Source organism: Micromonospora foliorum, from assembly GCF_022229015.1.
GTDB classification, from domain to species: domain Bacteria; phylum Actinomycetota; class Actinomycetes; order Mycobacteriales; family Micromonosporaceae; genus Micromonospora; species Micromonospora foliorum.
Map to the genome: position 1 here is coordinate 42,661 of NZ_JAKKFF010000135.1, position 24,000 is coordinate 66,660.

At 70.4% G+C, this 24,000-nt stretch carries 22 protein-coding genes and 3 pseudogenes; 16 read left to right on the forward strand and 9 right to left on the reverse strand.

Going from position 1 to position 24,000, the window contains the following annotated elements:
• The first annotated feature begins 81 nt into the window (after nt 1-81).
• From PSH25_RS12155 to PSH25_RS12170, 4 genes are read left to right on the forward strand one after another with little or no spacing between them, the layout of a single operon-like run.
• Entirely contained in the window at nt 82-804 is a 723-nt protein-coding gene (locus PSH25_RS12155) for a GntR family transcriptional regulator (protein ID WP_238659205.1), read from the forward strand.
• A 28-nt stretch (nt 805-832) separates the two neighbouring features.
• On the forward strand, nt 833-1,543 hold the full coding sequence (locus PSH25_RS12160) for a (Fe-S)-binding protein (RefSeq protein ID WP_238659206.1): 711 nt from the start codon (nt 833-835) through the stop codon (nt 1,541-1,543).
• Entirely contained in the window at nt 1,540-2,985 is a 1,446-nt protein-coding gene (locus PSH25_RS12165) for a LutB/LldF family L-lactate oxidation iron-sulfur protein (protein WP_238659207.1), read from the forward strand. The genes PSH25_RS12160 and PSH25_RS12165 overlap by 4 nt, the downstream gene beginning before the upstream one ends.
• A complete protein-coding gene (locus tag PSH25_RS12170) occupies nt 2,982-3,623 on the forward strand; it encodes a LutC/YkgG family protein (RefSeq protein ID WP_238659208.1) in 642 nt (213 codons plus the stop codon). Before PSH25_RS12165 ends, PSH25_RS12170 begins: the two co-directional genes overlap by 4 nt.
• On the opposite strand, the gene PSH25_RS12175 is transcribed toward PSH25_RS12170, so the two are convergent.
• From PSH25_RS12175 to PSH25_RS12185, 3 genes are all read right to left on the reverse strand, one after another.
• Nucleotides 3,612-4,127 carry a signal peptidase II gene (locus tag PSH25_RS12175; protein ID WP_238659209.1) on the reverse strand — a complete coding sequence of 172 codons (516 nt, stop codon included), beginning with the start codon at nt 4,125-4,127 and terminating at the stop codon, nt 3,612-3,614. The genes PSH25_RS12170 and PSH25_RS12175 overlap by 12 nt on opposite strands.
• A gap of 95 nt (nt 4,128-4,222) precedes the next feature.
• Entirely contained in the window at nt 4,223-4,972 is a 750-nt protein-coding gene (locus tag PSH25_RS12180; RefSeq protein WP_238659210.1) for a hypothetical protein, read from the reverse strand.
• A 564-nt stretch (nt 4,973-5,536) separates the two neighbouring features.
• Entirely contained in the window at nt 5,537-6,436 is a 900-nt protein-coding gene (locus tag PSH25_RS12185) for an ABC transporter substrate-binding protein (protein ID WP_238659211.1), read from the reverse strand.
• Between the two features lie 206 nt (nt 6,437-6,642).
• Here PSH25_RS12185 and PSH25_RS12190 point away from each other — a divergent pair, with 206 nt between their 5' ends.
• Entirely contained in the window at nt 6,643-7,002 is a 360-nt protein-coding gene (locus PSH25_RS12190) for an ankyrin repeat domain-containing protein (RefSeq protein WP_238659212.1), read from the forward strand.
• A 60-nt stretch (nt 7,003-7,062) separates the two neighbouring features.
• On the opposite strand, the gene PSH25_RS12195 is transcribed toward PSH25_RS12190, so the two are convergent.
• Both PSH25_RS12195 and PSH25_RS12200 read right to left on the reverse strand, forming a co-directional pair.
• Nucleotides 7,063-7,956 (reverse strand): sigma-70 family RNA polymerase sigma factor, encoded by an 894-nt coding sequence (locus PSH25_RS12195; protein WP_238659213.1) that lies wholly within the window; start codon nt 7,954-7,956, stop codon nt 7,063-7,065.
• A gap of 263 nt (nt 7,957-8,219) precedes the next feature.
• Nucleotides 8,220-8,393: a hypothetical protein gene (locus PSH25_RS12200; protein ID WP_167362340.1), complete on the reverse strand. Its 174-nt coding sequence runs from the start codon at nt 8,391-8,393 to the stop codon at nt 8,220-8,222.
• A 675-nt stretch (nt 8,394-9,068) separates the two neighbouring features.
• On the opposite strand from PSH25_RS12200, the gene PSH25_RS12205 reads away from it, so the two are divergent.
• The 5 genes and pseudogenes from PSH25_RS12205 (at nt 9,069) to PSH25_RS12225 (ending at nt 12,197) form a co-directional block, all read left to right on the forward strand.
• Complete coding sequence (locus tag PSH25_RS12205) at nt 9,069-9,293, forward strand: winged helix-turn-helix domain-containing protein (RefSeq protein WP_238659214.1); 225 nt, start codon at nt 9,069-9,071, stop codon at nt 9,291-9,293.
• A gap of 406 nt (nt 9,294-9,699) precedes the next feature.
• Nucleotides 9,700-9,841 (forward strand): annotated as a pseudogene (locus PSH25_RS12210) (helix-turn-helix domain-containing protein); the annotation flags it as partial.
• 9 nt (nt 9,842-9,850) lie between these two features.
• Nucleotides 9,851-10,783: pseudogene (locus PSH25_RS12215) on the forward strand (replication initiator); the annotation flags it as partial.
• Entirely contained in the window at nt 10,780-10,977 is a 198-nt protein-coding gene (locus PSH25_RS12220; protein WP_107075187.1) for an excisionase family DNA-binding protein, read from the forward strand. The pseudogene PSH25_RS12215 and the gene PSH25_RS12220, both read left to right, overlap by 4 nt.
• The gene (locus PSH25_RS12225) at nt 10,977-12,197 is read left to right on the forward strand and encodes a tyrosine-type recombinase/integrase (protein ID WP_238659215.1); all 1,221 of its coding nucleotides are present in this window, start codon (nt 10,977-10,979) and stop codon (nt 12,195-12,197) included. The genes PSH25_RS12220 and PSH25_RS12225 overlap by 1 nt, the downstream gene beginning before the upstream one ends.
• A gap of 21 nt (nt 12,198-12,218) precedes the next feature.
• Here PSH25_RS12225 and PSH25_RS12230 read toward each other — a convergent pair whose 3' ends face one another.
• Nucleotides 12,219-13,382: a hypothetical protein gene (locus PSH25_RS12230; RefSeq protein ID WP_238659216.1), complete on the reverse strand. Its 1,164-nt coding sequence runs from the start codon at nt 13,380-13,382 to the stop codon at nt 12,219-12,221.
• A 233-nt stretch (nt 13,383-13,615) separates the two neighbouring features.
• Entirely contained in the window at nt 13,616-14,602 is a 987-nt protein-coding gene (locus PSH25_RS12235; protein ID WP_238659217.1) for a zinc-dependent alcohol dehydrogenase family protein, read from the reverse strand.
• A gap of 261 nt (nt 14,603-14,863) precedes the next feature.
• Here PSH25_RS12235 and PSH25_RS12240 point away from each other — a divergent pair, with 261 nt between their 5' ends.
• From PSH25_RS12240 to PSH25_RS12260, 5 genes are all read left to right on the forward strand, one after another.
• Nucleotides 14,864-15,463 (forward strand): copper chaperone PCu(A)C, encoded by a 600-nt coding sequence (locus tag PSH25_RS12240; protein ID WP_238659218.1) that lies wholly within the window; start codon nt 14,864-14,866, stop codon nt 15,461-15,463.
• Nucleotides 15,460-16,701 carry a Dyp-type peroxidase gene (locus PSH25_RS12245; protein WP_238659219.1) on the forward strand — a complete coding sequence of 414 codons (1,242 nt, stop codon included), beginning with the start codon at nt 15,460-15,462 and terminating at the stop codon, nt 16,699-16,701. Before PSH25_RS12240 ends, PSH25_RS12245 begins: the two co-directional genes overlap by 4 nt.
• 19 nt (nt 16,702-16,720) lie before the next feature.
• Nucleotides 16,721-17,284, forward strand: a complete 564-nt coding sequence (locus tag PSH25_RS12250) for a copper resistance CopC family protein (RefSeq protein ID WP_238659220.1) — start codon at nt 16,721-16,723, stop codon at nt 17,282-17,284.
• A gap of 58 nt (nt 17,285-17,342) precedes the next feature.
• A complete protein-coding gene (locus tag PSH25_RS12255) occupies nt 17,343-19,466 on the forward strand; it encodes a bifunctional copper resistance protein CopD/cytochrome c oxidase assembly protein (protein ID WP_238659221.1) in 2,124 nt (707 codons plus the stop codon).
• A 151-nt stretch (nt 19,467-19,617) separates the two neighbouring features.
• A complete protein-coding gene (locus PSH25_RS12260; protein ID WP_238659222.1) occupies nt 19,618-21,093 on the forward strand; it encodes a PepSY-associated TM helix domain-containing protein in 1,476 nt (491 codons plus the stop codon).
• 48 nt (nt 21,094-21,141) lie between these two features.
• On the opposite strand, the gene PSH25_RS12265 is transcribed toward PSH25_RS12260, so the two are convergent.
• Together PSH25_RS12265 and PSH25_RS12270 are read right to left on the reverse strand one after the other, a co-directional pair.
• A complete protein-coding gene (locus PSH25_RS12265; RefSeq protein ID WP_238659223.1) occupies nt 21,142-22,275 on the reverse strand; it encodes a cupin domain-containing protein in 1,134 nt (377 codons plus the stop codon).
• Nucleotides 22,276-22,288: 13 nt separating this feature from the next.
• The gene (locus PSH25_RS12270) at nt 22,289-22,549 is read right to left on the reverse strand and encodes a hypothetical protein (protein WP_238659224.1); all 261 of its coding nucleotides are present in this window, start codon (nt 22,547-22,549) and stop codon (nt 22,289-22,291) included.
• 198 nt (nt 22,550-22,747) lie between these two features.
• Here PSH25_RS12270 and PSH25_RS12275 point away from each other — a divergent pair.
• Nucleotides 22,748-24,000, forward strand: a pseudogene (locus tag PSH25_RS12275) (helix-turn-helix transcriptional regulator); the annotation flags it as partial.

The following is a 24,000-nucleotide window of genomic DNA, read 5'->3' on the forward strand; positions in this document are numbered from 1 at the left end:
AACCTATTTCCTATAGGATGTTGCTTTGCTAGTGTGTACTCGCTCACACCGGCACAGTCAAGGGGTTGCTGAGGAGACGAGATGGCCCAGCAGGAACCTCGCGAGGGTCGACTCCGTCCCGCCCGTCGGCTCACCCTCACCGAGGACGTCTACGAGTCGATAAAGACGCTTGTCATGGACCACATCCTTCCCCCCGGCGAGCGGGTCAACATCGACGCGCTCGCCCGGGAGTTGGATGTCTCCCCCACCCCGGTCCGCGAGGCCCTCGCCCGACTGGAGGCCGACGGCCTGGTCCGGAAACGCCCGCTCTCCGGCTACACCACCACGCCGCTGCTGAGCCGGGCCGAGTTCGACGACCTGTTCGACGTCCGCCAACTGTTGGAGGGCGCCACCGCCGGGCGGGCCGCCACGCACGCCTCCGCCGAGACCCGCCAACGGATCAGCGTCGAGGCGGCGGCGAGCATCGACGTGGAGGCCGGCGACGGATATCGCCGACACGCCGCCTTCACCGCGCTGGACGCGAAGTTCCACGACCTGATCGCGGAGGCCTCCGGCAGCCCCCTGCTGCGGGACACCATCACCCGGCTGCACTCCCACCTGCACCTGCACCGGCTGTATTTTCCGGTCGCCGGCGCGCCGGACACCAACACCGAGCACCAGCGCATCGCCGCCGCCATCGTCGCCGGCGACCCGGCCGCCGCCACCGAGGCGATGTGCGCCCACCTCAGCGCCGCTCGGGAACGCCACCTTCCCGCCTTCGACCGGCTCCCCGCCGCCCCCGGAACACCGCGCGACTCGGCGTGACCCACCCCCACACACCCGAGGAGCCGCCATGCGGATCGCCCTCTTCATCACCTGCGTCAACGACCTCGCGTTCCCGGCCACCGGCATCGCGGTCACCCGCATCCTGCGGCGACTCGGCCACACCGTCGACTTCCCCGCCGACCAGACCTGTTGCGGGCAGATGCACGCCAACACGGGTTACCGGGCCGAAGCCCTGCCGATGGTGCGCAACTACGTCGACGTCTTCGACTCCTACGACGCCATCGTCGCGCCGTCCGGGTCGTGCACCGCGATGATCCGCGACCAGTACCCGCACCTGCACCCACCCGCCACCTCGGTGGCCGCCCGCACGTACGAGCTGTCCGAGTTGCTTGTCGACGTGCTCGGCGTCACCGACGTGGGCGCCGAGTTCCCGGAGACGGTCACCTACCACCCCACCTGCCACGGCCTGCGGATGCTGCGCCTCGGTGACCGGCCGCTGACCCTGCTGCGCCAGGTGCGCGGGATCAAGCTGGTCGAGCTGGGCGACGCCGAGGAGTGCTGCGGTTTCGGCGGCACGTTCGCCCTGAAGAACCCGGACGTCTCCACCGCGATGCTCACCGACAAGTGCGCCCGGGTCCGCGACACCGGCGCCCGGGTGCTCGCCGCGGCCGACAACTCCTGCCTGGCGCACATCGGCGGCGGCCTCGACCGCCACCGCTCCGGCGTACGGGCCGTGCACTACGCCGAGATTCTCGCCGAGACGGGAGCCACCTCATGAGCCAACCGGTCGCACCCGCCACCGGGAGCGGGCGGATCCGCACGCCACTGCCGTTTCCCACCGCCGCCAAGCCGGCCGTCGCCGACACGCAACTCCGGGCCAACCTGCACCGGGCCACCCGCACCATCCGGGCCAAGCGAGCCCGGGTCGTCGACGAGGTACCCGACTGGGAGGCCCTGCGGGACGCCGGCTCGGCGATCAAGGCGGACGTCCAACGCCGGTTGCCGGAGCTGCTGGAGCAGTTCGAGGCGTCCGCCACCGCTGCCGGCGCCACCGTGCACTGGGCCCGCGACGCGGCCGAGGCCTGCCGGATCGTGGTCGCGTTGACCCGGGCCGCCGGGGCCGACGAGGTCGTGAAGGTCAAGTCGATGGCGACCCAGGAGATCGAGCTCAACGAGGCGCTGGAGGCCGCCGGCATCGCCGCGTACGAGACCGACCTCGCGGAACTGATCGTGCAGCTCGGCGAGGACACTCCCTCGCACATCCTGGTGCCGGCGATCCACTACAACCGGGCCCAGATCCGGGAGATCTTCCAGCGTCGCATGGCCGACGCGCCGGCCGACCTGAGCGACGAACCCGCCGCGCTGGCCGAGGCGGCCCGCGCCCACCTGCGACGCCGTTTCCTCTCGGCCCGGGTGGCCGTCTCCGGCGCCAACTTCGCCGTCGCCGACACCGGCACGCTGGTGGTGGTGGAGTCCGAGGGCAACGGCCGCATGTGCCTCACCCTCCCGGAGACGCTGATCAGCGTCGTCGGCGTCGAGAAGCTGCTGCCGACCTTCACCGACCTGGAGGTCTTCCTGCAGTTGCTGCCGCGTTCCTCGACCGGCGAGCGGATGAACCCGTACACCTCGATGTGGACCGGCGTCACCCCCGGCGACGGCCCGCAGGACGTGCACGTCGTCCTCGTCGACAATGGCCGGTCCGCGGTGCTCGCCGACCCGGTCGGGCGGCCGGCGCTGTCCTGCATCCGCTGCTCCGCGTGCCTCAACGTCTGCCCGGTGTACGAGCGGGCCGGCGGGCACGCGTACGGCTCGGTGTATCCGGGGCCGATCGGGGCGATCCTGTCGCCGCAGCTGACCGGCGTGGCCGACAACGCCTCGCTGCCGTACGCGTCGACACTCTGCGGCGCCTGCTACGACGTGTGTCCCGTGAAGATCAACATTCCGGAGATCCTGGTGCACCTCCGCCAGCAGGCTCCGCACCCGCCGGCCGAACGGGCCGCCATGCGCGTCCTGTCCTGGGTGATGCGCAGCCCCCGACGCTGGGCCGTCGCCCTGCGCCTGGCCCGGGCCGGCGCGGGGCCACTCGGGGCGTACCGTGAGCGGCGCACCGGCGCTCGGACGCTGCGGCGACTGCCCTGGCCGGCCTCGGCGTGGACCCGGTCGCGAGACCTGCCGCTGCCCGCGCCGCAGACCTTCCGGGAATGGTGGGGAAAGCAGTGAGCGCACGTGACGAGATCCTGGCGCGGCTGCGGACGGCGCTGGCCGACAGTCCGCCGCCGGTGGAGGTGCCCCGCCGCTATCGCCGGGCCGACGACCGCCCCGACCTGATCGAGACCCTGGTCGACCGCCTGGAGGACTACCGGGCGGTCGTCCACCACGGCATCGACGCCCTGCCCCGGCTGCTCAGCGAGGTCGACCGGCTCGCCGTCCCCACCGACGTCCCCGCCCACTGGCTGGCCGGCTACGGCGGGCAGCTGCACCGCGACGCGCCCCCGCTGTCGCCGGCCGCGCTCGACGACCTGGACGCGGTCCTGACCGGCTGCGCCGTCGCGGTCGCCGACACCGGCACCATCATCCTCGACGCCGGCCCGGCACAGGGGCGACGCGCGCTCACCCTGGTGCCCGACCGGCACATCTGCGTCGTCCGCACCGACCAGGTCGTCGGACTGCTGCCGGAGGCACTGAGCCGACTGGACCCGCGCGCGCCGCAGACCTGGATCTCCGGCCCGTCCGCGACCAGCGACATCGAGCTCAACCGCGTCGAGGGAGTGCACGGCCCGCGCCGGCTGGAGATCGTCCTGGTCAGCCCCGACGACGAAGTCGTCCCAGACGGCCCGGCGGGCGGTTCAGGAGCCTGACGACGACACCTGCTCGTCGCTGCGGGTCTCGTCGGGGGTGGCCGCCGTGTGCAGCGGAATGCCGCGCACGTTGAGCACCATGATGATGCCCACGCCGACCACGAGGGCGATGTCGGCGACGTTGCCGACGAAGAACCCGGCGTAGTCGATGAAGTCCACCACGTGCCCGCGAGCGAACCCCGGCTCCCGGAAGAGGCGGTCCAGCAGGTGCGTCGTCGCGCCGCCGAGCACCAGGCCCAACGCCGCCGCCCAGGCGCGCGAGGTGACCCGCCGCGCCACTACCGTCACCGCGACCACCGCCGCCGCCGCGAACACCGCGAAAATCCAGGTGTACGCGGAGCCGATCGAGAAGGCGGCGCCCGGGTTGTACACGAGTCGCAGTTGCAGCAGGTCACCGAGGATGGAGATGGTCTGCCCGCCGGAGAGCGTGGACTCGGCCCAGTACTTGGTGAGCTGATCCGCGGCGAGCACCACAGCAGCGATCAACACGACGGCGCGGAACATTCCGGAACCCTAGCCGGTCACCGGTGACCGTCACCACCGACGGATGGGGCCCGGCAGCGGTGGCCGACGGACGCGCCACGGGGCGGTGGTAGCGGTCATGCCGGGGCCCGCCGTCGCCGCAGTCGCCGCGTCAGCAGCAGCGCGCCAACGGCGACCAGCACGGCTGCGCCGACGAGGGCGGCGAGCCGGAGGACGGCACCGTGGCCGCGGTTGGTGCCGACCACGGCCGGCGCGCCGTCGAGGGCCCAGTCGTGGGAGTCCTCACTCGAGCCGTACTCCGCGCGTTGTCCGGCGGGGCCGGTGGCCGTCGCACGGTACGCGGGGTTGAGGTCGGTGAGCGTCCGCACCGCGACGGTGACCGTGTCGACCGGCCCGGGGCAGGTGTAGTCGACGGTGGCGCCGGCCCTCGCCAGCGCCTTCGACTCGGCGACCACGCCGAGGCATCGGCGCCCGCCGTCGACCACCGTGATCCGCTGGAGCAGGTACGCGGAGAACCGCTCGGACGATGCGATCACCGCGGGATCGGTCGTGCGGTAGTCGACGGCACCGTCGAGCAGGACGCGGTCGGGCGGTAGCAGGCCGAGCGAGACGCCGAGCAGCGTCAGGTCGTCGGGGCCGCCGACACGCCACCGCACCCGTACGACCTCCGGCCGCTGGTCGTCGCGCGCGATGGACACGGTCTGCGGGTCGCCGGACGGGTGTGCCACCGCCGGGGGCGGCAGGGCCGTGACGGACGCGGTGACGGCGAGCACCGCCAGTGGGAGGACGGTCACCGCGCTTCGTCGACGACGTCGGTGCAGGGACACGAAGCGCTCCGGGATCGCGGTGGCAGGAATCGCGCCCACACTGCCGTAGGCGCGAAAACGTGCAGCTCCGGATGGGTGTTCGGCACCAGACCGCGACGTGAACAGCGGTTGATCAACCACCTGATGCAGGCAAGTGGTAATTGCCCAAGAGTGGCAACTGCGTCAACGTGATGATCAACGGTTCCGGCGCTGCGCCCACCCGACCAACGATTCCTCCCCACACCACAGGAGCCCTCTGTGACCCGGATGCCTCCGACCTTCCGACGCCTCGTGGCGTCGACCGCGGCGGCGGGGATGCTCGTCGACGCCGTCCGGTACGCCGTGCCGGTCGCCCTGCGGACCCGCGTCGCCACTCTCTTCCAAAGCCCGCGCGCCGCCGCCGATCCTCGACTGAGCCTCACTACCAGCGGACCCAGCGCGCCGGGGTCCTGGTCATCACCCACGACCAGACCCTGCTGGACCGCTGGAGCGACCGGATCGTCGACCTGGCCGGTGCAGCGAGGGCACACGCCTGACCATCGGTGCGGTTTGGTGCGGTGCGAATGCCGGGGCAACGGGCGATCGGCATCGGAGATCCGCCTCCGCCACTCGGGCGCGGCAGCGTCAGCCGACGTCGAGGGGCACCCGCCGAGCGCGGGAGTCGGGGCGGCCGGCGAGGATGCCGGCGAGGATCTCCGCACCGTCGACAACCCTCGGGCCGGGGCGGTTGAAGTAGGCAGGCCCGTCGACCACCCACACCTGCCCCTGACGAACCGCGGGTAGGTCCGCCCAGCCGGGTTGCGCGGTCGCCACGGACAGCTCGTCGAAGGTTCGCTCAGGCGTGAACCCGCACGGCCCGAACACCACCACCTCGGGAGCCAGGTCCGCGACCATCGACCACCGGTGCGGGGTGCTGTGCGCACCCGGACCGAGAAGCAGCGACCGCCCACCCGCATGGTTGATCTGCTCCGGAACCCAGTGCCCGCCAGGCATCAACGGGTCAAGCCACTCGACGAACAGCACCGTCGGCGCGCCAGGCACCGGCCCCGGCAACGCGGCGAGGCGACGCTCGGCGTCGGCTCGGATCTCCGCCGCCCTGCCTTCGGTGCCGGTCAGCGCGGCCACGGCGTCGACCGTGTCCAGGATCCCGTCGATGGTCCTCGCCTCCAGGGACATCACCCTGGTGTCGAGATCGATCAGACCAACCGCGTCGTTGACCCGCTGGTAGGAGACCGCACACACGTCGCACAGATCCTGGGTCAGAATCAGATCCGGCTTCAAAGCGTCCAGCATGGCGACGTCGAGCTGGTACAACGACGATCCTCGGTGCGCGTCACCGGCTATCGCCGACGAGATCTCCCGGCTCGTCAGGGCCTCAGGCAGGGACGTCGCGGTCACCGCCGGGATGTCGGCCAGAACCCCCGGCGGCCAGTCACACTCGTGGGTACGGCCGACCAGTTGCCCGGTCAGGCCAAGCATGGCCACGATGTCCGTGGCCGCCGGCAGCAGGGAGACGATTCGCACGCCCGCCTGCCTACCAGGCGCGACCGAGCCACGTCCACTCCCCGACAGCCCGTACACGGCCGCCGACGGGCGTTTTCATCAGGCGTGGTGCTGCCACCGTGGCTGTCGACAGCCTCGCGTCTGGCTTCGTTCGAGTACCTCGCCCTGTCACATCGGCTCGTCGTCTGGGCTCATAAGCACGAGTGCAAACACGCGAGGAGGACACAATGCAGTTTGAAGAAGCCGCCGAGGCCGCCGACGAAGCGACGATGCGGTCGATGCTGTCCGCCGACCCTGGGCTGTGCGATCGGCGTGCAGACCTGGTTACGCGGATGGCCGAGGCGCGCAACTGGTCAACGGTCCGGCTGCTCATCGAACTTGGCTTCGGCGTCAACGGTGTCACCGCCGCCGGCGCCAGCGCCTTGCACTATGCGGCGGCAGCGGGTGAGCTGTCGATCGCGCGCCTGCTGGTCGAGCACGGTGCCGACCACACCGCCCGCGAACCTGGGTTCAACGCGCAGCCGGCGGGCTGGGCGCAGTACTTCAAGAAGCTGGAAACCCAGAAATATCTCGAGTCCCTGGCCTGATGCTGCGCCGCCCGGTCACGCGGCATCAGACCCACAGCTCGTGGAAGTGGGGTTCGGCATTCACCCCATTGGTCGCTCCGCCTGGTTCAGGAGGACGGACGCGAGGCGGTGGACGCGGTCGGGGTCGCGGACAACGTCGATCCTGACGATCTTGTCGCCCGCGACAGTGAATGCCATGACAGAAAACGGCTGCCCGTCGCGGGTGATCAACGTTCCGATCGCGCCGTTGACCAGGCCGGGGCGCAGCTGGCCACCGCGTGGGGCACGCGCCTGCTTGGCCACGGCCGCCGCGCCGTGAACGACGGTCGCCGGCCTGGCGGTGCCGAAGTCGGTGCGCAGGACGACGTCGGGGTCGAGAGCCTGCACGAGGGCGTCGAAGTCACCGGTCCACGCAGCCGCGTAGAAGGCACGGACGACCTGCCGCTGGCGCGCTAGATCCGGATCGGGTGAAGGGATATCGGCACCGTGCACCCGGCGCCGTGCCCGGCTAGCGAGTTGTCGCGCCGCGGCCGGGGTGCGGCCCGCGATGCCGGCGATCTCCTCGAAGGGCAGGTCGAACATGTCGTGCAGCACGAACGCCAACCGCTCAGCAGGAGTGAGCTGGTCGAGCACGACGAGCAGGGCCAAGCTCACCGAGTCGGCCAGCAACGCCTCCTGCTCGGGGTCGAGGTCCCCGTCCGGAATGACAACCAGGTCGGGCAGGTGCGTGGCGAACGGATCCTCCCGGCGGCGTCGGCGAGAGCGCAACATGTGCAGGCACTCCCGGGCGACGACAGTGGTCAACCATCCGCCGAGGTTGTCGATCTGATCCGCGTCGAACCGGCTCAGCCGTAGCCAGGCATCCTGAACAGCGTCGTCCGCGTCAGCCAGCGAACCGAGCATTCGATAAGCCACCGCCCGCAGCCGGGGTCGGTGCTGCTCGAAGCGCGCGGCCAACCACTCATTCTCGTCCATCGGTCACACCATCCCATCGCCAAGGCTCACAGAGATGAACCCTCAGGCACAGCGAACGTGACACCGCCAAACCCGGGAAGCGGCCTCTAACTTGCGCAAATTGAGAGTGAGCGATGCTGGTACCGAACCAGCGACCTCTTCGGTGTGAACTCTCGGCAAGCCGGTCGAGCCAGGCTTGATGCGAGGTCAGACGGCCTGCTAGCGCCCTTCTCGGGCCGGTTCGGCTGGCACGGTTGCTGTACTTCACTGCTGTACTGCTGGCGTCAGACGAGGCGTTGGATGCGGACCTTCGGGCGCTCGTTCCTGAGGTGGCCGTGCTTGTGCTGGCGGACCTGCTCGTCCCAGACCTCCTGGTCGTAGTCCGGGTCCGGTGGGATCCACTTGTGTGAGCCGTCGCTGTAGTGGAACTTCTCGTCACCCGGCCGCAGGATGCTCATCGGGTCCAGCCGAGGAATCGGTAGTGCAGGTGGCCGGCGGGAACGTGGGCCAGGTCCTGGGCGGCGTCGACGAGTTGGGCGGCCAGGTAGAGAGCGAGTGACACCGGGGCTCGGTCGTACTCGGCTCGTAGCTCTCGGCACCGGGTCTGGCATGGCCACTCCCCCGCACAGCCGCCGCACGTCCAGGCTGGCTTGATCGGGTGGTGAGTGGTCACTGCGGGCCGTCCTGGCTGGGCCAGTGACCGCGGTTGATCGGGATGCGGTGGCGGCTTCGGCATGGCAGATCACCTCCGCAACGGCAGATGCGCCGCCAGTGTCGCCAGGACCAGACGGGCCGGTGCCGGCGAGCCAGAGTCAGCGCTACGGCCAAGAGGTACGCGTCGTAGGGCACGTGCGGTCGACCGCCAGCCTGATCGCCGGTGGATCGCCAGCGATTGCCAGCGGCTGATTTGTTCGGCCTGGTCATCACGCCTCCCGCCGACGCCGGGTAAGGCCGTGGGCACCCACGTCGGGAGGCGGGCACCCACGGCAGGACCCCCGGCCGCCAAGCTGGGTAGCCCCAGAAGCAACTTAGGACGCAATGTGCGCAGGGTCAACAGTCAACGCACATAGCGTTGTAAGTCGCACCCAGGGTGTGATCTGCTTGCACCAGCCGCCAAGCTGGGAGCACCACCTATGTCTGAAGCCGCCTACCAACAGGTCGCGCGTGATATCCGCGAGCAGATCAGCTCCGGCCAGTTGAAGCCGGGCGACAAGCTGCCGTCCTTCGCCGCCCTGTGCGAGCACTACGAGGTGAGCAACACCGTCATCCGCGCCGCCATGCTCATCTTGAAAGCCGAGGGGTTCATTGATGGCCGGCAGGGCAAGGGCGTGTACGTCACGAACCAGCAGCCTGGGTAGCCGATGCGCTCGGACAACAGCCGGACGGACAGGGAACGGCCTCGTCGGACGAGCCCCGCGAACGCTCTGCATCACTCAGGGTGCAATACGGGCATGAGCCGAGCGCAGGTGCCCAGAAGAACTGATGCTCGGGGTGGGTTAGGCAGTGCTTCAGCTCGCGGTGCCTGACGGCGGTCCGCCCACTTGACATGCCTACCATGCCAGCACAGTAGCTAACGGCCTCACGGCCTCATCAGCGGCGAGCGCCGAATGTGTGGTCAACACTTGGCGTTGTATTGATCCCGTCGCCAGGCAAAGGCATCCGAACTGGACGAGACACGCCTTGACTGTCGGCTCCGCCTGAAAACTGACCACCTGGTTCCGGCTGAATCGGGACCACCTCCTGAAGCATCGGGAGGTGCTGAGCGTGGAGGACTGGGCGGAGATCCGGCGGCTGCGGCGGTCGGAGGGCATGGCGATTCAGGCCATCGCACGGCGGTTGAGGATGTCTCGCAACACCGTGAAGAAGGCCCTGGCCAGTGATGAGCCGCCGCGGTATCAGCGGGCGGCGAAGGGTTCGGCGCACCAAGCAGGCCATCGAACGTCACCTCGCCGCGCTGTGCCGACGTCGCGGCATCCCCCACGTCCAGGTCGTCGCCAACTCCGGCAAGGTGCGCCGGATGCCGCCGGTGCGGGTGTCGCACGGCAAGGTCGCCGAGATGCAGAGGAGGGCAGCCGTGCACTTCCACGCCTTGCTGCGCCTCGACGGTGTCGACCCTGACCCGAAGGCTCTCGTTCCGCCGCCGGCCGCCATCACCATCGAGGACTTCGACGCCGCAGTCCATGCCGCCGCGCGGCAGATCGTCGTCACCACACCTCCGCATCCCGACCGGCCGCAGGGCTGGATGGTGGCCTGGGGCGAGCAGGTCGACGTGCGACGGATCAACGCTGCGAACGGCGAGTTGACCGATGGCAAGGTGGCCGCTTACCTGGCCAAGTACGCCACCAAGGCCACCGAAGCCACCGGCCATCAATCCACCCGACTCACCCCTGCCACCGTCGACGACTACGCCGATCCGGAAGGCGACCATCTCGCCCGCCTCATCGACGCCTGCTGGCACCTCGGACGGCCCGTGGGCACCGACACCGCCAGCGGCGCCATAACGGCCGGCGACCGTCAAGGCAGCCTTGACACGGAACCGAACGCCTACGCCGGGCTGCGCCGCTGGGCGCACATGCTCGGCTTCGGCGGCCACTTCCTCACCAAGGCCCGCCGCTACTCCGTCACCTTCGGCCTGCTCCGCGACACCCGCGCCACCTACCGGCGCGAAGAGGACGACGACCCGCCAGACACGATCACCGTCAGCACCCTCACCTACAGCGGGTCCGGCTGGCTTATCGAAGGTGACGCCCTACTCGCCAACACCGCCGCAAGTCAGCGACGCGAGAGCAGACGCATCGGCCGGGAAGAACTCGCCCACGAAGCCTGGCTCACCGAAGCCGCCGCATGACCCACGACCTCCGCCCCCGCTGGTACTCCCCTGCCGAGGTCGCCGTCCTTCTCGGCTTCGGCATCTCCAAGGTCAAGATGAAGATCGCCACCGGCGAGCTGCGCTCTATCAAGGACGGCAAGTACCGCCGCATCCTCCCGGAGTGGGTCGACGACTACATCCGCGAACAGGTCGAACGCCAGGAGGCCGCCTGATGCCCGGACGCACACGAGCCAACGGCGAAGGCTCCATCTTCCCCTACCGCAACGGCTTCGCCGCGTACGTCTGGGTCACCAAGCCGGACGGCAGACGCACCCGCAAGTACGTCTACGGAAAGACCCGCGAGGCCGTCCACGACAAGTGGATCAAGCTGCACCAGCAGGCGAAACAGGGACCGGTGGCGACCAACGTCCCGACGGTCGGCAATTTCCTCACCTGGTGGCTGAACGAGATCATCCAGCCCAACCGGGCACCACTGACCTACGCCACCTACGAGACGTTCGTCCGCCGCTACATCGCCCCCGGCCTCGGGGCAAAGCGGCTCGACCGGCTCCAGTCGCGGGACGTGCAGACGTGGATCAACCAGGTTGCCCGGACCTGCCAGTGCTGCGCCCAGGGCAAGGACGCCTCCCGTTGCGAGGACAAGCGGCGCTGCTGCGCGGTCGGCCGCTGCTGCCAGGCCGTCCCGTCGACGCGCACGGTCAGCGATATCCGGGCCACTTTGCGGGCCACCCTCACCCACGCCCAGGCCGAAGACCTCATCTCCAAGAACCCGGCGGCGTCGGTCACCCTGGCCACCGTCCGCCGGCGGCGGGGCAAGTCCTGGTCGAGCGATGAGGCGCGGAAGTTCCTGGGGTCCGCCCGCCGGGACGAGGGCCCGCTCTACGCCGCCTACGCCCTGGTCCTCGTCACCGGCCTACGCAAGGGAGAGGCGCTCGGGCTCACCTGGGCAGACGTCGACCTCGACGCCGGAGAGCTGACCATCGGCCGCCAACTGCAACGCGTACGCGGGCAGCTCCTCCACCGCGACACCAAAACCCAGGCGTCCGACGCCACCCTCCCCCTGCCCGACATCTGCCTGACCGCCCTCAAGCTCAGGCAGGAACAACGCGAAGAGGCGCGAGCAGCCGCCGGAAAAGCCTGGCACGAAACCGGCCTCGTATTCACCACCCGGTATGGCACACCGATCGAGCCGCGCAACTTCCAGCGCTCCTGGCAGACGAGATGCGAGAAAGCCAACGCCACTCCGATCACCGTCCATGACGCACGGCGCACCTGCGCCACGCTCCTGGCCGACCTCGACGTCCACCCGCGAGTCGCCATGCAGGTGCTACGGCACGCCCGCTTCTCCGTGACGATGGAGATCTACACGCACGTATCGTCCAAGGCCACGCGCGAAGCGCTCAAGCGCCTCGGGGATGTCCTCGACGGGTGATGCTGCAACCGTTCGCTACGGTCAGGTCGCGCTGTGAGGCTGTCCAGCGCACCAGGTCGCGAGAGCTTCCTCTGTGTAGGGGAGATTGCACTCTCCGATGGCTCGCGGCATCATCGCGCCCTGCCTCAGCAGACTGGCACCAATGACGACCCGAACAACCTCCTGCTGCAGAGGTGAGAGATCATCGAATGCGGTGCCGTCCCGAAGCGGACCGCCGGGAAAGGCCAGGCCGAGCAATAGCCGCAGTGCCAGGAAGTCATGCCGGTGCGGGTCTGGAACCCGCATCCGCTCCAGCAACAGTCCAGCGAGCTGTGGCACCGAGTTCGCGGTGAGACCGCCGAGGGCCGAGGCGACGGCATTGGCCATCGCGCCGGCCTGCGACTCCCAATCCTGAACCGGCTCCATCAAGCAGTCGGCAAGTTCGGCCAGAAGCGCCGTGTCGGGTGCCGGGAGGAGCCGCACCAAGCCGATCAGCGCCGCCCGGTGGAGAAGCCGGTCGGAGTTGCCACGCCATTGGCGTACCGCATCCACGATGGCACCGTCGGAGGGTTGGCCGGCGAGGCCGGCCGCGATGCACATCTCGGCGGCTACGGCCGGGTCGGTCTCGACTGGGAGCCGTTGGGCCAGAACGGGTGACACGGTTGCCCACTCCTGCGGGAACGCGGCGAGCAGATACGCCATCCCGAGCCGAAGGTCAGGGGCGGGATCCTGCAGGACCTGCAGGTACGTGGGGAGACCGGCCCGCACCGCCTCATACGCTGAGGCGTGGCAGGGATCGGTGACCGGGCGTTGAAATCCGCCATGCCTGCGCCACTCCGGCGACCTGGACAACCACCAGTCCGAGCGCTGCGATGCGAGGTAGCTGAGACTCGGAACGTCGGACGCCGGCCTCGGCGATTCGTACAGCTCGACACAATCGAGGATCGTCCGCAGGAGGCGGTAGGCCACCAGCCGATCCGGTGCCTCCTGGTCGGCAAGCAGATCGATCAGGTACGGCGCTGCGGCGGCAGCCGGCTCCTCCACCAAGCCTTGGTGCTGGAGATGGTCTTCGAGCTGCTCTTCCGCCTCGCCCCGCGCCGCTGGGTCGTGAGTTCGAAGCGTCTGCAACAGCCTTGGCACATCCGAGGCGGGTCCGTACGGACCTTGCAGCGATTCCCAGTCGACGGCGCGCAGGTTGTCATTCACGGCCGGCAAAGTAGCATCGCGGACCGACCGCCCGGCTGATCGAGAACCGCCAGCTGTGCCAACCCGCGTGCCCGCGCCGGGTGGGTCGTCACTCGCCCGCTGACCGTTGCTGTACTTCGCTGCTGTACGGGCAGCAAAAAGGCCACCCCCAATGAATGGGGATGGCCTTTGACTTGCGTGGGCGATGCTGGTACCGAACCAGCGACCTCTTCGGTGTGAACGAACGGCTCGGCTCAACCGGCGATGTCCACGACGACCTTGCCCTCGGCGGTGGCGTCGGTGACCAGGCGGTGGGCGTCCATGACCGTGTCGAGCGTGAACCGGCGCCCGTCCAGCCGGGGGCGCAGCGCACCGGCGTCGGCCAGCGTCGCGATCTCGCGCAGGATGTCGCCGTGGTGTTCACGGCCCCGCCCGGTGAGCATCGGCAGCAGGGTGAACACGCCGGAATAGGTCGCGCCACGGAACGAGAGCGGGGCGAGCGAGTGTGCGGCCCAGCCCAGCGCGCTGACGACGTGCCCGTGGTAGGTGCGTACCGCCGCGAACGAGGCGTCGAGCGTCGCGCCACCAACGTTGTCCACCACGATGTCGAACCCCTCGCCGCCGGTGTACCTCTCGACGTACTCCTCGACCTTGCTCGCGGTGTAGTCGATCGGCACGGCGCCCAGGCTCTCGATCACCCGCACGCTCGCCGGCCCGCCGGTGGCGTACGCCTCGGCGCCTCGCGCCTGGGCGAGTTGCACGCCCACGTAACCGACCCCGCCGGCACCGCCGTGCACCAGCACCTTCTGCCCGGCGTGGACCCCGGCGCGGTCGACCAGTCCCTCCCAGGAGGTGACCGCCGCCAGTGGCAACGCGGCGGCCTCCCGCATCGAGAGGCTGCTCGGCTTGGGGGCCAGCAAACGGGCGTCCACGGCGGCGTACTCGGCCAGCGAGCCCTGGAGGTCGCCGACGCCCCCGCACAGCCCGTACACCTCGTCCCCCGGTTCGAAGCCGGTCACGTCCGCGCCGACCGCCGCGACGACGCCGGCAAGGTCAAGGCCGAGCACCGCGGGCAGGTGGACGCGCGCGTGCGCGGCCTTCCCTGCCTGGATCTTCGTGTCGAGTGGGTTGACCCCGCTGGCGACGATCCGCACCAGCACCTGCCCCGCCTCGGGAGTGGGTTGATCGATCTCCTCGATCGTCAGCGGAACGTCGAACTCCCGCAGCACCGCAGCACGCATGGCAATCCACACTCTCCGTGGTCGAGACGTCACGTGGACGCTATCCGACCGGATTGCCGGCCCGGGCGGCTTCCTCGGTGACCCGCACCGGTGCCCGGCGGCGGCAAGACCGGTACGGCCCCTCGCGGCGGCGGTGTCGGCGCACCCGCCGCCGGCGCGGGGGCACACCGGGGAGTTCACGATCAACGTTCCCTGAGTCCGGAACTTTCTCCCAGCTGCGGCCGACCAACCTCCCAGCAGCAACCATCGGAGGAAGAACACATGCGCACCACCAGCCCAAACGCTTCACGCCGCCGCTCGGCCGCCATCCTCGCCGCCGCGATCCTGACGGTGGGCGTCGCCGGTTGCGGCTCGTCCGACTCTCCGTCGGCCGCGCAGGCGGGCCCGCCCGCGGCCTCGGCCAACCCGGACGCTGGTGTGCTCGGCATTCGTGACCCGTGGGTGAAGGCGGCCGACAAGGGCATGACGGCGGCCTTCGGGACCCTGGTCAACGACGGCGACGCCGATATCACGGTGACTGGTGCGACGACCTCCCTGTCACCGATGGAGCTGCACGAGATGACCATGAAGGACGGCAAGATGGTCATGCAGCAGAAGCAGGGCGGCATCGTGATCAAGGCAAAGAGCACGCACGCCCTGGAGCCCGGCGGGGACCACCTCATGCTGATGAACCTCACCAAGCCCGTCCAGGCCGGCGACGAGTTGACCTTCACCCTGACCTTCGCCGACGGCAAGACCCAGCAGTTCCGCGCGATGGCCAAGCCGTTCACCGGCGCGCAGGAGAGCTACGCCCCCGGGCACGGCGAGCCGATGACCGGCATGAGCGCCACGCCGGAGATGAGCATGAGCCCGGCGTCGTGACGCAGACGCCGTCTGTTCGGCCGGTGAGCAGGCGTGGCCTGCTCACCGGCGGAGCCCTGGCCGCCGGCGGAGCCCTGGCCGGCGGTGCCGCGATCGCCGCCACCCGCTCGGGGAGGACCGGACCACCGTCGGTGCCGGCTGCCGACACGACGCTGGCGGCGACCGTCGGCGGCCTGGTCGAGCCGTTCCACGGCGCCCGGCAGGCCGGGGTGGCCACCGAACCACAGGCACACGCGTCGTTCGTGGCGCTCACCCTGCGGACCGGCGTCGACCGGGCCGCGCTGGGTCGAATGTTGCGGCTGCTCACCGACGACGCCGCCCGGCTCACCCAGGGCCGGCCCGCGCTGGCCGACACCGAAGCCGAACTCGGGCTACTGCCGGCACGGCTGACCGTGACCTTCGGCTTCGGGCCCGGCCTCTACCGCGCGGCCGGCGTCGACGACCGGCGGCCGGCATCGGTCACCGACCTCCCGTCGTTCCGCATCGACCGACTCCAGCCGGCCTGGTCCGGCGGTGACCTGCTGCTGCAGATCTGCGCCGACGACGCGCTCACCGTCGCCCACGCCCAACGGGTCCTGGTCAAGGACAGCCGACCGTTCGCCACCGTGCGGTGGGTCCAGCAGGGCTTCCGGCGCAGCCCCGGTGTCGAACCGGGCGGCCACACCCAACGCAACCTGTTCGGTCAGCTCGACGGCACCGCCAACCCCCGACCCGGCGCGCCCATGGACGCCGCGCTCTGGGCGCCGGACGGCCCGGCGTGGCTACGCGACAGCACCACCCTGGTGATCCGGCGGATCAGCATGAACATGGAAACCTGGGACCTGCTCGGCCGGACCGACCGCGAACTCGCCGTCGGGCGGCGGCTCGACACCGGCGCCCCGCTCACCGGCACCGCCGAACACGACGAACCCGACTTCGCCGCCACCGACGCCGACGGCCTCACCGTCATCCCCGACTTCTCTCATCTGACCCGCGCCCACGTCACCGACGACCGGCTGAAGATCCTGCGCCGGCCCTACAACTACGACGGTGTGCCGACAGCCGAGGGTCACGCCGACAGCGGCCTGATCTTCACCTCGTACCAGGCCGACATCGCCCGGCAGTACCTGCCCATCCAACGCCGCCTGGCCGAACGGGACCTGCTCAACGAATGGACCACGCCGATCGGGTCCGCCGTCTTCGCCATCCCGCCCGGATGTAAACCGGGCGGTTGGGTCGGCGAGCAGGTGCTCGGATGACCCCAACCGGAGTTTCGTCATGACCGTACCGTCGTCCCGGCCCACCGCCGTCCGGCTCGGCGCGGCGGTGCTCGCCGTCCTCGTGGCGGTGCTCATCCCGGGCAGCCCGGCCTGGGCGCACAACTCGCTGCGGACGGCCACGCCCGCTCAGGACGCGACCCTGCCGAACGCACCGACCGAGGTCACGCTCGAATTCACGCAGAGGCTCGACCCCACGTTCACCACGATCGTGCTCACCGACGCCGCCAAGCGGAAGCTTCCCACCGGCGAACCGGTGGTCACCGGAGCGACGAGCGCGGTCCGGGTGACCGACCCCCTGCCGAACGGGACGTACACGGTCGCCTACCGGGTCGTCTCCGTCGACGGGCACCCGGTTCAGGGGTCGTATCCGTTCACGGTGGCCGATCCCACGTCGAGCGCCGCGCCGGTCGCCGCCGTCAGCTCGTCAGCGCCCGCCCCGTCCGCCGCCGCAGTGGAGTCCGGCAGCGGTCCGAGCGCCGGTGTGCTCGTCTTGGGTGCCGCGCTGGCCTTCCTCGTCCTGACAACGGCTGGGCTGCTGCGGCGGCGGGCGGCCCGGCGCTGATCCGACCCGCCGCCGTGCCGTCGGGTCACCCCATCACCTCACCGATCAAGGTCAACACGTGTCCGACACAGCACCACGGCAGTTCGCCACCGACGGTCCGAGCGGCGCCCGCACCGTCGCCACCGCCTCGACAACCCCGGCCGGTCCATCCTCATCCGGCGACCGACGCAAGGGTCCCAACGGCTCCGGCTGGTTGATCACGGTTGTCGGCGTCGCATCGGGGGCCACCCTCCTGGTACTCGGCCTGCGGGTGGGGGGTGCGCTCACGGCGGCGATTCCGGGCCTCCCCGACGCGGGACCGATGACGACCCGGGCACTACCCGTGTTCCGGCTTCTGTCCGACGGTCTCGCCACCGTCACCGTCGGCATGCTGGTGACCGCCGCGTTCCTGCTACCCGGCGACGGAGGCAGCGTCTCGCCGCACGGCTTTCTGCTCCTGCGGCGGGCCGGTGTCGCCGCGCTCGGTTGGTCGGTGGCGGCGCTGTCCCTGGTGGGGCTGACCGCCTCGGACCTGCTCGGACAACCACTGGCGACGCTCGGGCCCGCGACGGTCGTCAGTTTCGCCACCACCATCTCGCAAGGCCAGTCGCTCACACTGCAGGCCGGACTGGCCCTGGCCGTGGCACTGCTGGCCCGGTTCGGAGTGTCCCGTGGGCTCGCCGCGACCGTCGCGGTCCTGGCCCTGGTGGCGGTGCTACCCCCGGCCTTCACCGGGCACTCCGCCGGGGCCGGTAACCACCAGATCGCCGTCACCAGCCTGGCCCTGCACATCCTCGCCGCCGCTGTGTGGATCGGTTCTCTCATCGCCCTGCTGGTGGTACGACGCAGTCGGCTGCTGGCCCACGCCGCCGCTCGGTACAGCCGCCTCGCCCTGGGCTGCTTCGTCGCCGTGTCGGTCAGCGGGGCGGCCAACGCCGCCGTCCTCCTCGGCTCGGTCGACCAGCTCTGGCAATCCCGCTACGGCTGGTTGGTGCTCGGCAAGCTCGCCGCCCTGCTGATCCTCGGCGCGCTCGGCGCGACACACCGCTCCCGTACCCTGCCGGCGTTGCGCGCCGGAAGGCGGTGGGCGTTCGGCCGGCTGGCCGCCGGTGAACTTATCGTGTTCGCTGCCACCGTGGGGTTGGCGGTGGCTCTCTCGCGCAGCCCCACTCCGGTCGCCGAAGCCGGTGTCGACGCCGATCCGATCACCGAGCTGCTCGGCTTCCCGATGCCCACCGCACCGACCGTGGGCAACCTGCTCGGGCAGCCGCTGCCGGACATGTTCTTCCTGACCCTCTGCGCTCTCGGTATCGGCGGGTACCTGGGCGGTGTACGACGGATGCGCCTCGCGGGGCACGGCTGGCCGCTCGCCCGGACGGCAAGTTGGGTGGGTGGGCTGCTGCTACTTGCCGCGAGCACCAGTCTCGGCGTCGCCCGCTACGCGTACGTGCTGTTCAGCGCGCACATGGCCCAACACATGGTGTTGTCGATGCTGGTGCCGATCCTGCTGGTCGGCGGCGCGCCGGTCACCCTCGCCCTGCGGGCACTGCGTCGACCGGCCGACCCTGGGGTACGCGGTGCCCGGGAGTGGCTGCTGATCGCGGTGCACAGCCGGCTCACGAAGCTGCTGACACATCCGCTCGTCGCGCTGGGCATCTACACCGCCAGCCTGTTCGGCCTGTACCTCAGCGACCTGCTCGGCGTGTTGATGCGCTCCCACGTCGGTCACCTCGCGATGCTCACCCACTTCGTGGTCGCGGGCTGGCTGCTGTTCTGGGTGCTCATCGGTGTCGACCCGGGCCGCCGACGCCTCCCCCATCCCCTGCTGGTGATCATCCATCTGGCGTCGATGATGGCGCACGGCTTCTTCGGCCTGGTCCTCATGCAGACGACCACCGTCATCGCCCCCGGCTGGTACCTCGCCGTGCACCCCACCTGGGCGTCGCCACTGCTGACCGATCAGCAGCTCGGCGCCGGCATCGCCTGGGCGTTCGGCGAACTACCCGCCGTCGTCGTCATGATCGTCCTGATTCGGCAGTGGATTCGCGCCGACCAGCGCGAACAGGGCCGCCTCGACCGGGCCGCCGACCGGGCCGACGCCAGCGGAGCAGAGGACGACCTGGCCCGCTACAACGCGTTTCTCGCCGTCGCCGGACGGACCGACAGCGATCCGGGTCGCGCGGCCGGGCCCGACCAGTCCTGAGACATCGGGGGACCCGATCTGCCGCCTCCCGGGGAACCACCGGTGTCTCTCCCCCGACTACCAGTCAGGGCCGACGCGACACCTCACCGGGCGACCAGACCAGTACGGGAAAAACCTTCAGGTGCTTCCCGACTCTTCCGATCGGATCACCATGTCTCTCACCGAACTGTCCGGCACGTCGACGCCGGAGCGCGCCACCACCGCCGAGAAACCGGCCCGGCCGGCCCGGAGCACGTCACCGTTCGGCGCGCTGCTGCTGCGGCTGCACTTCTACGCCGGCATCCTCGTCGCCCCGTTCCTGGTGGTCGCCGCACTGACCGGCCTGGCCTACACCACCACCCCGCAACTCGACACGATCCTCTACGGCGACCAGCTGACCGTCGCCCAGGTGGGTGACCGTCAGCTCCCGCTGGCCGAGCAGATCGGCGCCGCACGCAACGCACACCCCGACGGCAGCATCACCACAGTGCAACCCGGCGACGGCGACCGGACCACGACTGTGGTGTTCTCCCTGCCCGAACTCGGCGAGAAGCAGCACACCGTCTACGTCGACCCGTACACCGCGCAGGTCAAGGGGCAGCTCACCACCTGGTTCGGGTCCACCCCGGCCACGACCTGGCTGGACGACCTGCACCGCCACCTGCACCTGGGCGTGGTGGGCAGGCACTACTCCGAGCTGGCCGCGAGTTGGCTGTGGGTGATGGCGCTCGGCGGGGTCGTCCTCTGGTGGCGTCGACGCGGTGCCACCCGCGCCGCCGCTCGGCACCTGCTCGTGCCGGACCTGTCCACCGGCAAGGGGGTCCGCCGTACCCGAGGATGGCACGCCACCACCGGCATCTGGCTCACCGTCGGACTCCTCTTCCTCTCGCTCACCGGCCTGACCTGGTCCCGCTACGCCGGCGCGAACTTCGACGCCGGCCTCGACGCGCTCAGCGCCCGCACTCCGGAGATCTCCACAAGCCTCACCGCCGGCACCGCCGCCCCTGCCGAGACCGGCGGCGGCCACGAGCACGGTGCCGTCGGAGCGGGCGGGGTGGTCGAGTCGGCTGCCTTCGACCGGGTCCTTGCGGTCGCTCGCGACGCGGGCCTCTCCGGCCCGGTCGAGATCACCCCCGCGCCGGAGCCGGGCTCCGCGTGGACCGTCACGCAGGTCGACAACACCTGGCCGGTCAACAAGGACCGCATCGCCGTCGACCCGGCCTCCGACACGGTCACCGCCCGCAGCGACTTCGCCGACTGGCCCCTGCTGGCCAAACTGAGCGGCCTCGGTATTCAGGCCCACATGGGGGTCCTCTTCGGCCTGGTCAACCAGATCCTGCTCGCCGCGCTCGCCCTCGGGCTGCTCTGCGTCATCTTCTGGGGCTACCGCATGTGGTGGCAACGCCGACCCACCCGCGCCGGCCGCCGTGCGATAGCCGGCACCCCGCCGGCCCGCGGCGGCGTACGCGGCCTGCCGCTCTGGGCGCTGCTGATCGGTGTACCGGTGACCGTGGCGATCGGCTGGGCGCTGCCCCTGTTCGGGCTCACCCTGCTCGCCTTCCTCGTCATCGACGTCGTGCTGGGGAACGTTTCTCGCCGCCGACGACCTGCCGCGGTTCCCACCTCGCCGGCACCCGCGGGGAGCTGACCCACCGGTCCGGCCGTCCGCCAGGCGACGGACGGCCGGACGCCTTGCTCAGATCACGACCTGTTTGGTGTTCGGCAGGCTGTCCACGATCGACTTCTGCACGTTGATCGTGTCGGCGATGACCTCGTGGGGCGTGTTGGCCATCCACTGCATCACCGAGATGTCCTCGAATCGGGGATGGCGGAACATCTCCAGGAACACCAGCGGCTCGTCGCCGGTGTTCTCGATGTAGTGGCCGTACGCGAAGGGGACGTAACCCACGTCGCCGGCCTGGAAGTCGAACGTCCGGGCGGCGGCCTGCGAGGCGAAGACGCCCATCCGCCCGGTGCCGGAGATGTAGTACTGCCACTCGTCGGTGGTGGGGTGCCAGTGCAACTCGCGCATTCCTCCCGGCTCGACCTCCACCAGGGCCGCGGCGGTGGTCACGGAGGCGGCGAAGTTGGTCGAGTCGGTGATCCGAACCGTTCCGCCGCGGAAACGCTGCGGGGTCTGCGCGTGCATCCGGTGCTTGAAGCTTCGTGGGATGTCGCCGGTCGGGCTGACCACCCGGTCCTGTTGCAGGGGCGGTGGGACGTCGCCCTGGAAGATGTACTTCTCCCGCTCGGGCAGGTTCTCCATCTGTTCCAGCGTCCAGCCGAAGTTCTTCGCCAGGACGTGTCGAGGGGTGTGTGCGAAGAAGTCGCTGAGCAGGAAGGTGTTGTTCTCCGAGAACGCGCCGTCGTCGAAGACCAGCAGGAACTGCGCGCCGTCCTCCAACGCCTGGATGTTGTGCGGCACACCCTGCGGAAAGAACCACAGGTCGCCCGCCTTGACGTCCTCGATGAAGTTGCGGCCCTCGTGGTCGACGGCGCTGATCCGGCAGCTGCCGCTGAGCATGTACGCCCACTCCGACTGCTGGTGCCAGTGGATCTCCCGGTACGCGCCCGGCTCGAGACCGAACTGGACGCCGGACAACTGACTGGCGATCGGGAGGTCACGGCTGGTGACCTCCCGGGTCCAGCCACCCTTTTCCACCCGGGTGTGCGCCTGGGAGAACGAGAACTTGAGGTTGGGCACCAGCCGACTGTCGGTCGTCGGTGGGACCAGGAGATCCGGGTTCTGCCGCTCCAGCTCGACGTTACGGCCCGCGAAAGGCGCGGCGCCCTGGTCGCCGCGCCGCGGCTCGGGATCGCTGTTCGCCATGATCGCTGTCTCCTCACTCGGGTTGGATCGGACTGGGCGCGGGAACGGACCCGCCCCGCAGCCGTAGCCGGGACGAGATCCCCAGCAGGGCACGCACTCCGGGCCAGCCGTACTGGACCGCGATCGCGACCGGAACCGCCGCCGCGGTCGCCATCAGCACCAGGCGGGTCCACGCCGGAACGTGACCACCCACCCCGGTGCCGGCGTAGAGGACGAACATCAGCAGTACGACCCGGAGCCGGTGCAGACCGGGAAGTTCGGTGAGCTGAGCCATGATTCGATGATCGACGCCGAACACCGGCCGTCGCATCACGTGATCGCGCCATTACCGCACATCAAATGCCGGACGGCGTGGGCCATTCGGCGCAATCCCGCCGGTTCGTCCATCTGCTCGCCCGTACCTGCCGCCATCGCTAGGCTCGGTCGCAGGACGGCCTTTCGACGCGCCTGGTAACAACCGGGGAGAACGCCATTGTCCGAATCACCCTTCAACGCTGGAACGATCCCGGGCGACGACACCGCCGCCGACGCCGAGCAACGACGCCACCGGCTGTTCGGCACGGCGGATCAGCTCCGGCTCGCCGGACGCGGGATGGAGGCGCTCCACGTCCTGGCGGCGGAGATCGCCACGAGTCGCAGCGGGGAGCGTCACCGCACCCTCCTGCTCGGGCGCCTGGCGCAGATGGTGGCACTGGAGCAGCCGACCACCGCCCTCGCCGGTCTGCGGGAGGCGCTGAACCTCCGACTGGACGCCCGGAGCCGCGGGACCCTGCTCGCCCTGGTCGCCACGATCGCGGCCCGCACGGGACATCCCGACACCGACGCCCTGCTCCGCGAGGCGGGCACCGCGCACGCCGCGTCGGGTGACCAGGCGTCCGCTCGCCACCTCGCCCTCGGCCGGGCCGCCCGCTCGCTCGCGCACGGTGACCTACCGGGCGCCCAGGCCGTGCTGGCGGCCCTGGACCCGGACTCCTGGGCGGCACGCGCCGACGCCCCGTCCATCCGGACGGAACGGATCCTCGTGCAGCTCGGCCTGGGCCGGCACCAGGACGCGCGGGCCGCGACCCGCCAGGCGCCCGACGAGACCGACGTTTCGCTCACCGGGCTGACCGCGCTGGACTGTCTGCGCATGGTTGCCGTGGGAGAGCTGCCCGAGGCGGCCGCGCTGGCCGTCACGACGCTCAGCTCCGACTCGGCGGACCTCAGCAGGGAGGTGCGTGCCCTGTTGGTCGCGGTGATCGGCGAGGTCCGCTACCGCCGTGGCGAGCACGACGACGCGCGCGCCATCCTCCGCGCCTGCCTCGCCGAGGATCAATGGCCGGACCGCACGATGTGGAGCTTCGCGTTCTGCGTGGCGGTTCGCGACCCCGCCCTCAGCACGCCGGCCGGCCTGCTCACCAGGGTCGTCGCCGACCTGCACCGGTCGGTCCGGTCACTGCTGCCCGTGCCGCACTTCGGCCCCCGACTGGTACGCGCGGCGGTGGCCGCCGACGACACCCGAGCCGCCCGCCGGGTCACCGAACTGGTCGAGCTGGTGTCCACCCGCACTCCGGTGCCGCTGTGGCACGCGCTGGCCGACCAGAGCCGAGGGTTGCGCGACGGTGACCCGGACGCGCTCCGGTCGGCGGTCGACCAGCTGCGCACCACCGCCGCGCGGCCGGCGCTGGCCGACGCGTTGCTCGACCTCGCGAACAGCCCACGGGCGCCACCCAGATCGGAAGAACC

Bases quoted from the DNA above. Each gene is read 5' to 3' on its own strand.
- PSH25_RS12175 (WP_238659209.1), bottom strand. From the start codon at position 4,127: ATGTTCCGCGCCGTCGTGTTGATCGCTGCTGTGGTGCTCGCCGCGGAT.
- PSH25_RS12265 (WP_238659223.1), bottom strand. From the start codon at position 22,275: ATGGCGAACAGCGATCCCGAGCCGCGGCGCGGCGACCAGGGCGCCGCG.
- PSH25_RS12190 (WP_238659212.1), top strand. From the start codon at position 6,643: ATGCAGTTTGAAGAAGCCGCCGAGGCCGCCGACGAAGCGACGATGCGG.
- PSH25_RS12225 (WP_238659215.1), top strand. From the start codon at position 10,977: ATGCCCGGACGCACACGAGCCAACGGCGAAGGCTCCATCTTCCCCTAC.
- PSH25_RS12250 (WP_238659220.1), top strand. From the start codon at position 16,721: ATGACCGTACCGTCGTCCCGGCCCACCGCCGTCCGGCTCGGCGCGGCG.
- PSH25_RS12240 (WP_238659218.1), top strand. From the start codon at position 14,864: ATGCGCACCACCAGCCCAAACGCTTCACGCCGCCGCTCGGCCGCCATC.
- PSH25_RS12165 (WP_238659207.1), top strand. From the start codon at position 1,540: ATGAGCCAACCGGTCGCACCCGCCACCGGGAGCGGGCGGATCCGCACG.
- PSH25_RS12160 (WP_238659206.1), top strand. From the start codon at position 833: ATGCGGATCGCCCTCTTCATCACCTGCGTCAACGACCTCGCGTTCCCG.
- PSH25_RS12260 (WP_238659222.1), top strand. From the start codon at position 19,618: ATGTCTCTCACCGAACTGTCCGGCACGTCGACGCCGGAGCGCGCCACC.
- PSH25_RS12220 (WP_107075187.1), top strand. From the start codon at position 10,780: ATGACCCACGACCTCCGCCCCCGCTGGTACTCCCCTGCCGAGGTCGCC.
- PSH25_RS12200 (WP_167362340.1), bottom strand. From the start codon at position 8,393: ATGAGCATCCTGCGGCCGGGTGACGAGAAGTTCCACTACAGCGACGGC.
- PSH25_RS12235 (WP_238659217.1), bottom strand. From the start codon at position 14,602: ATGCGTGCTGCGGTGCTGCGGGAGTTCGACGTTCCGCTGACGATCGAG.
- PSH25_RS12205 (WP_238659214.1), top strand. From the start codon at position 9,069: ATGTCTGAAGCCGCCTACCAACAGGTCGCGCGTGATATCCGCGAGCAG.
- PSH25_RS12270 (WP_238659224.1), bottom strand. From the start codon at position 22,549: ATGGCTCAGCTCACCGAACTTCCCGGTCTGCACCGGCTCCGGGTCGTA.
- PSH25_RS12155 (WP_238659205.1), top strand. From the start codon at position 82: ATGGCCCAGCAGGAACCTCGCGAGGGTCGACTCCGTCCCGCCCGTCGG.
- PSH25_RS12195 (WP_238659213.1), bottom strand. From the start codon at position 7,956: ATGGACGAGAATGAGTGGTTGGCCGCGCGCTTCGAGCAGCACCGACCC.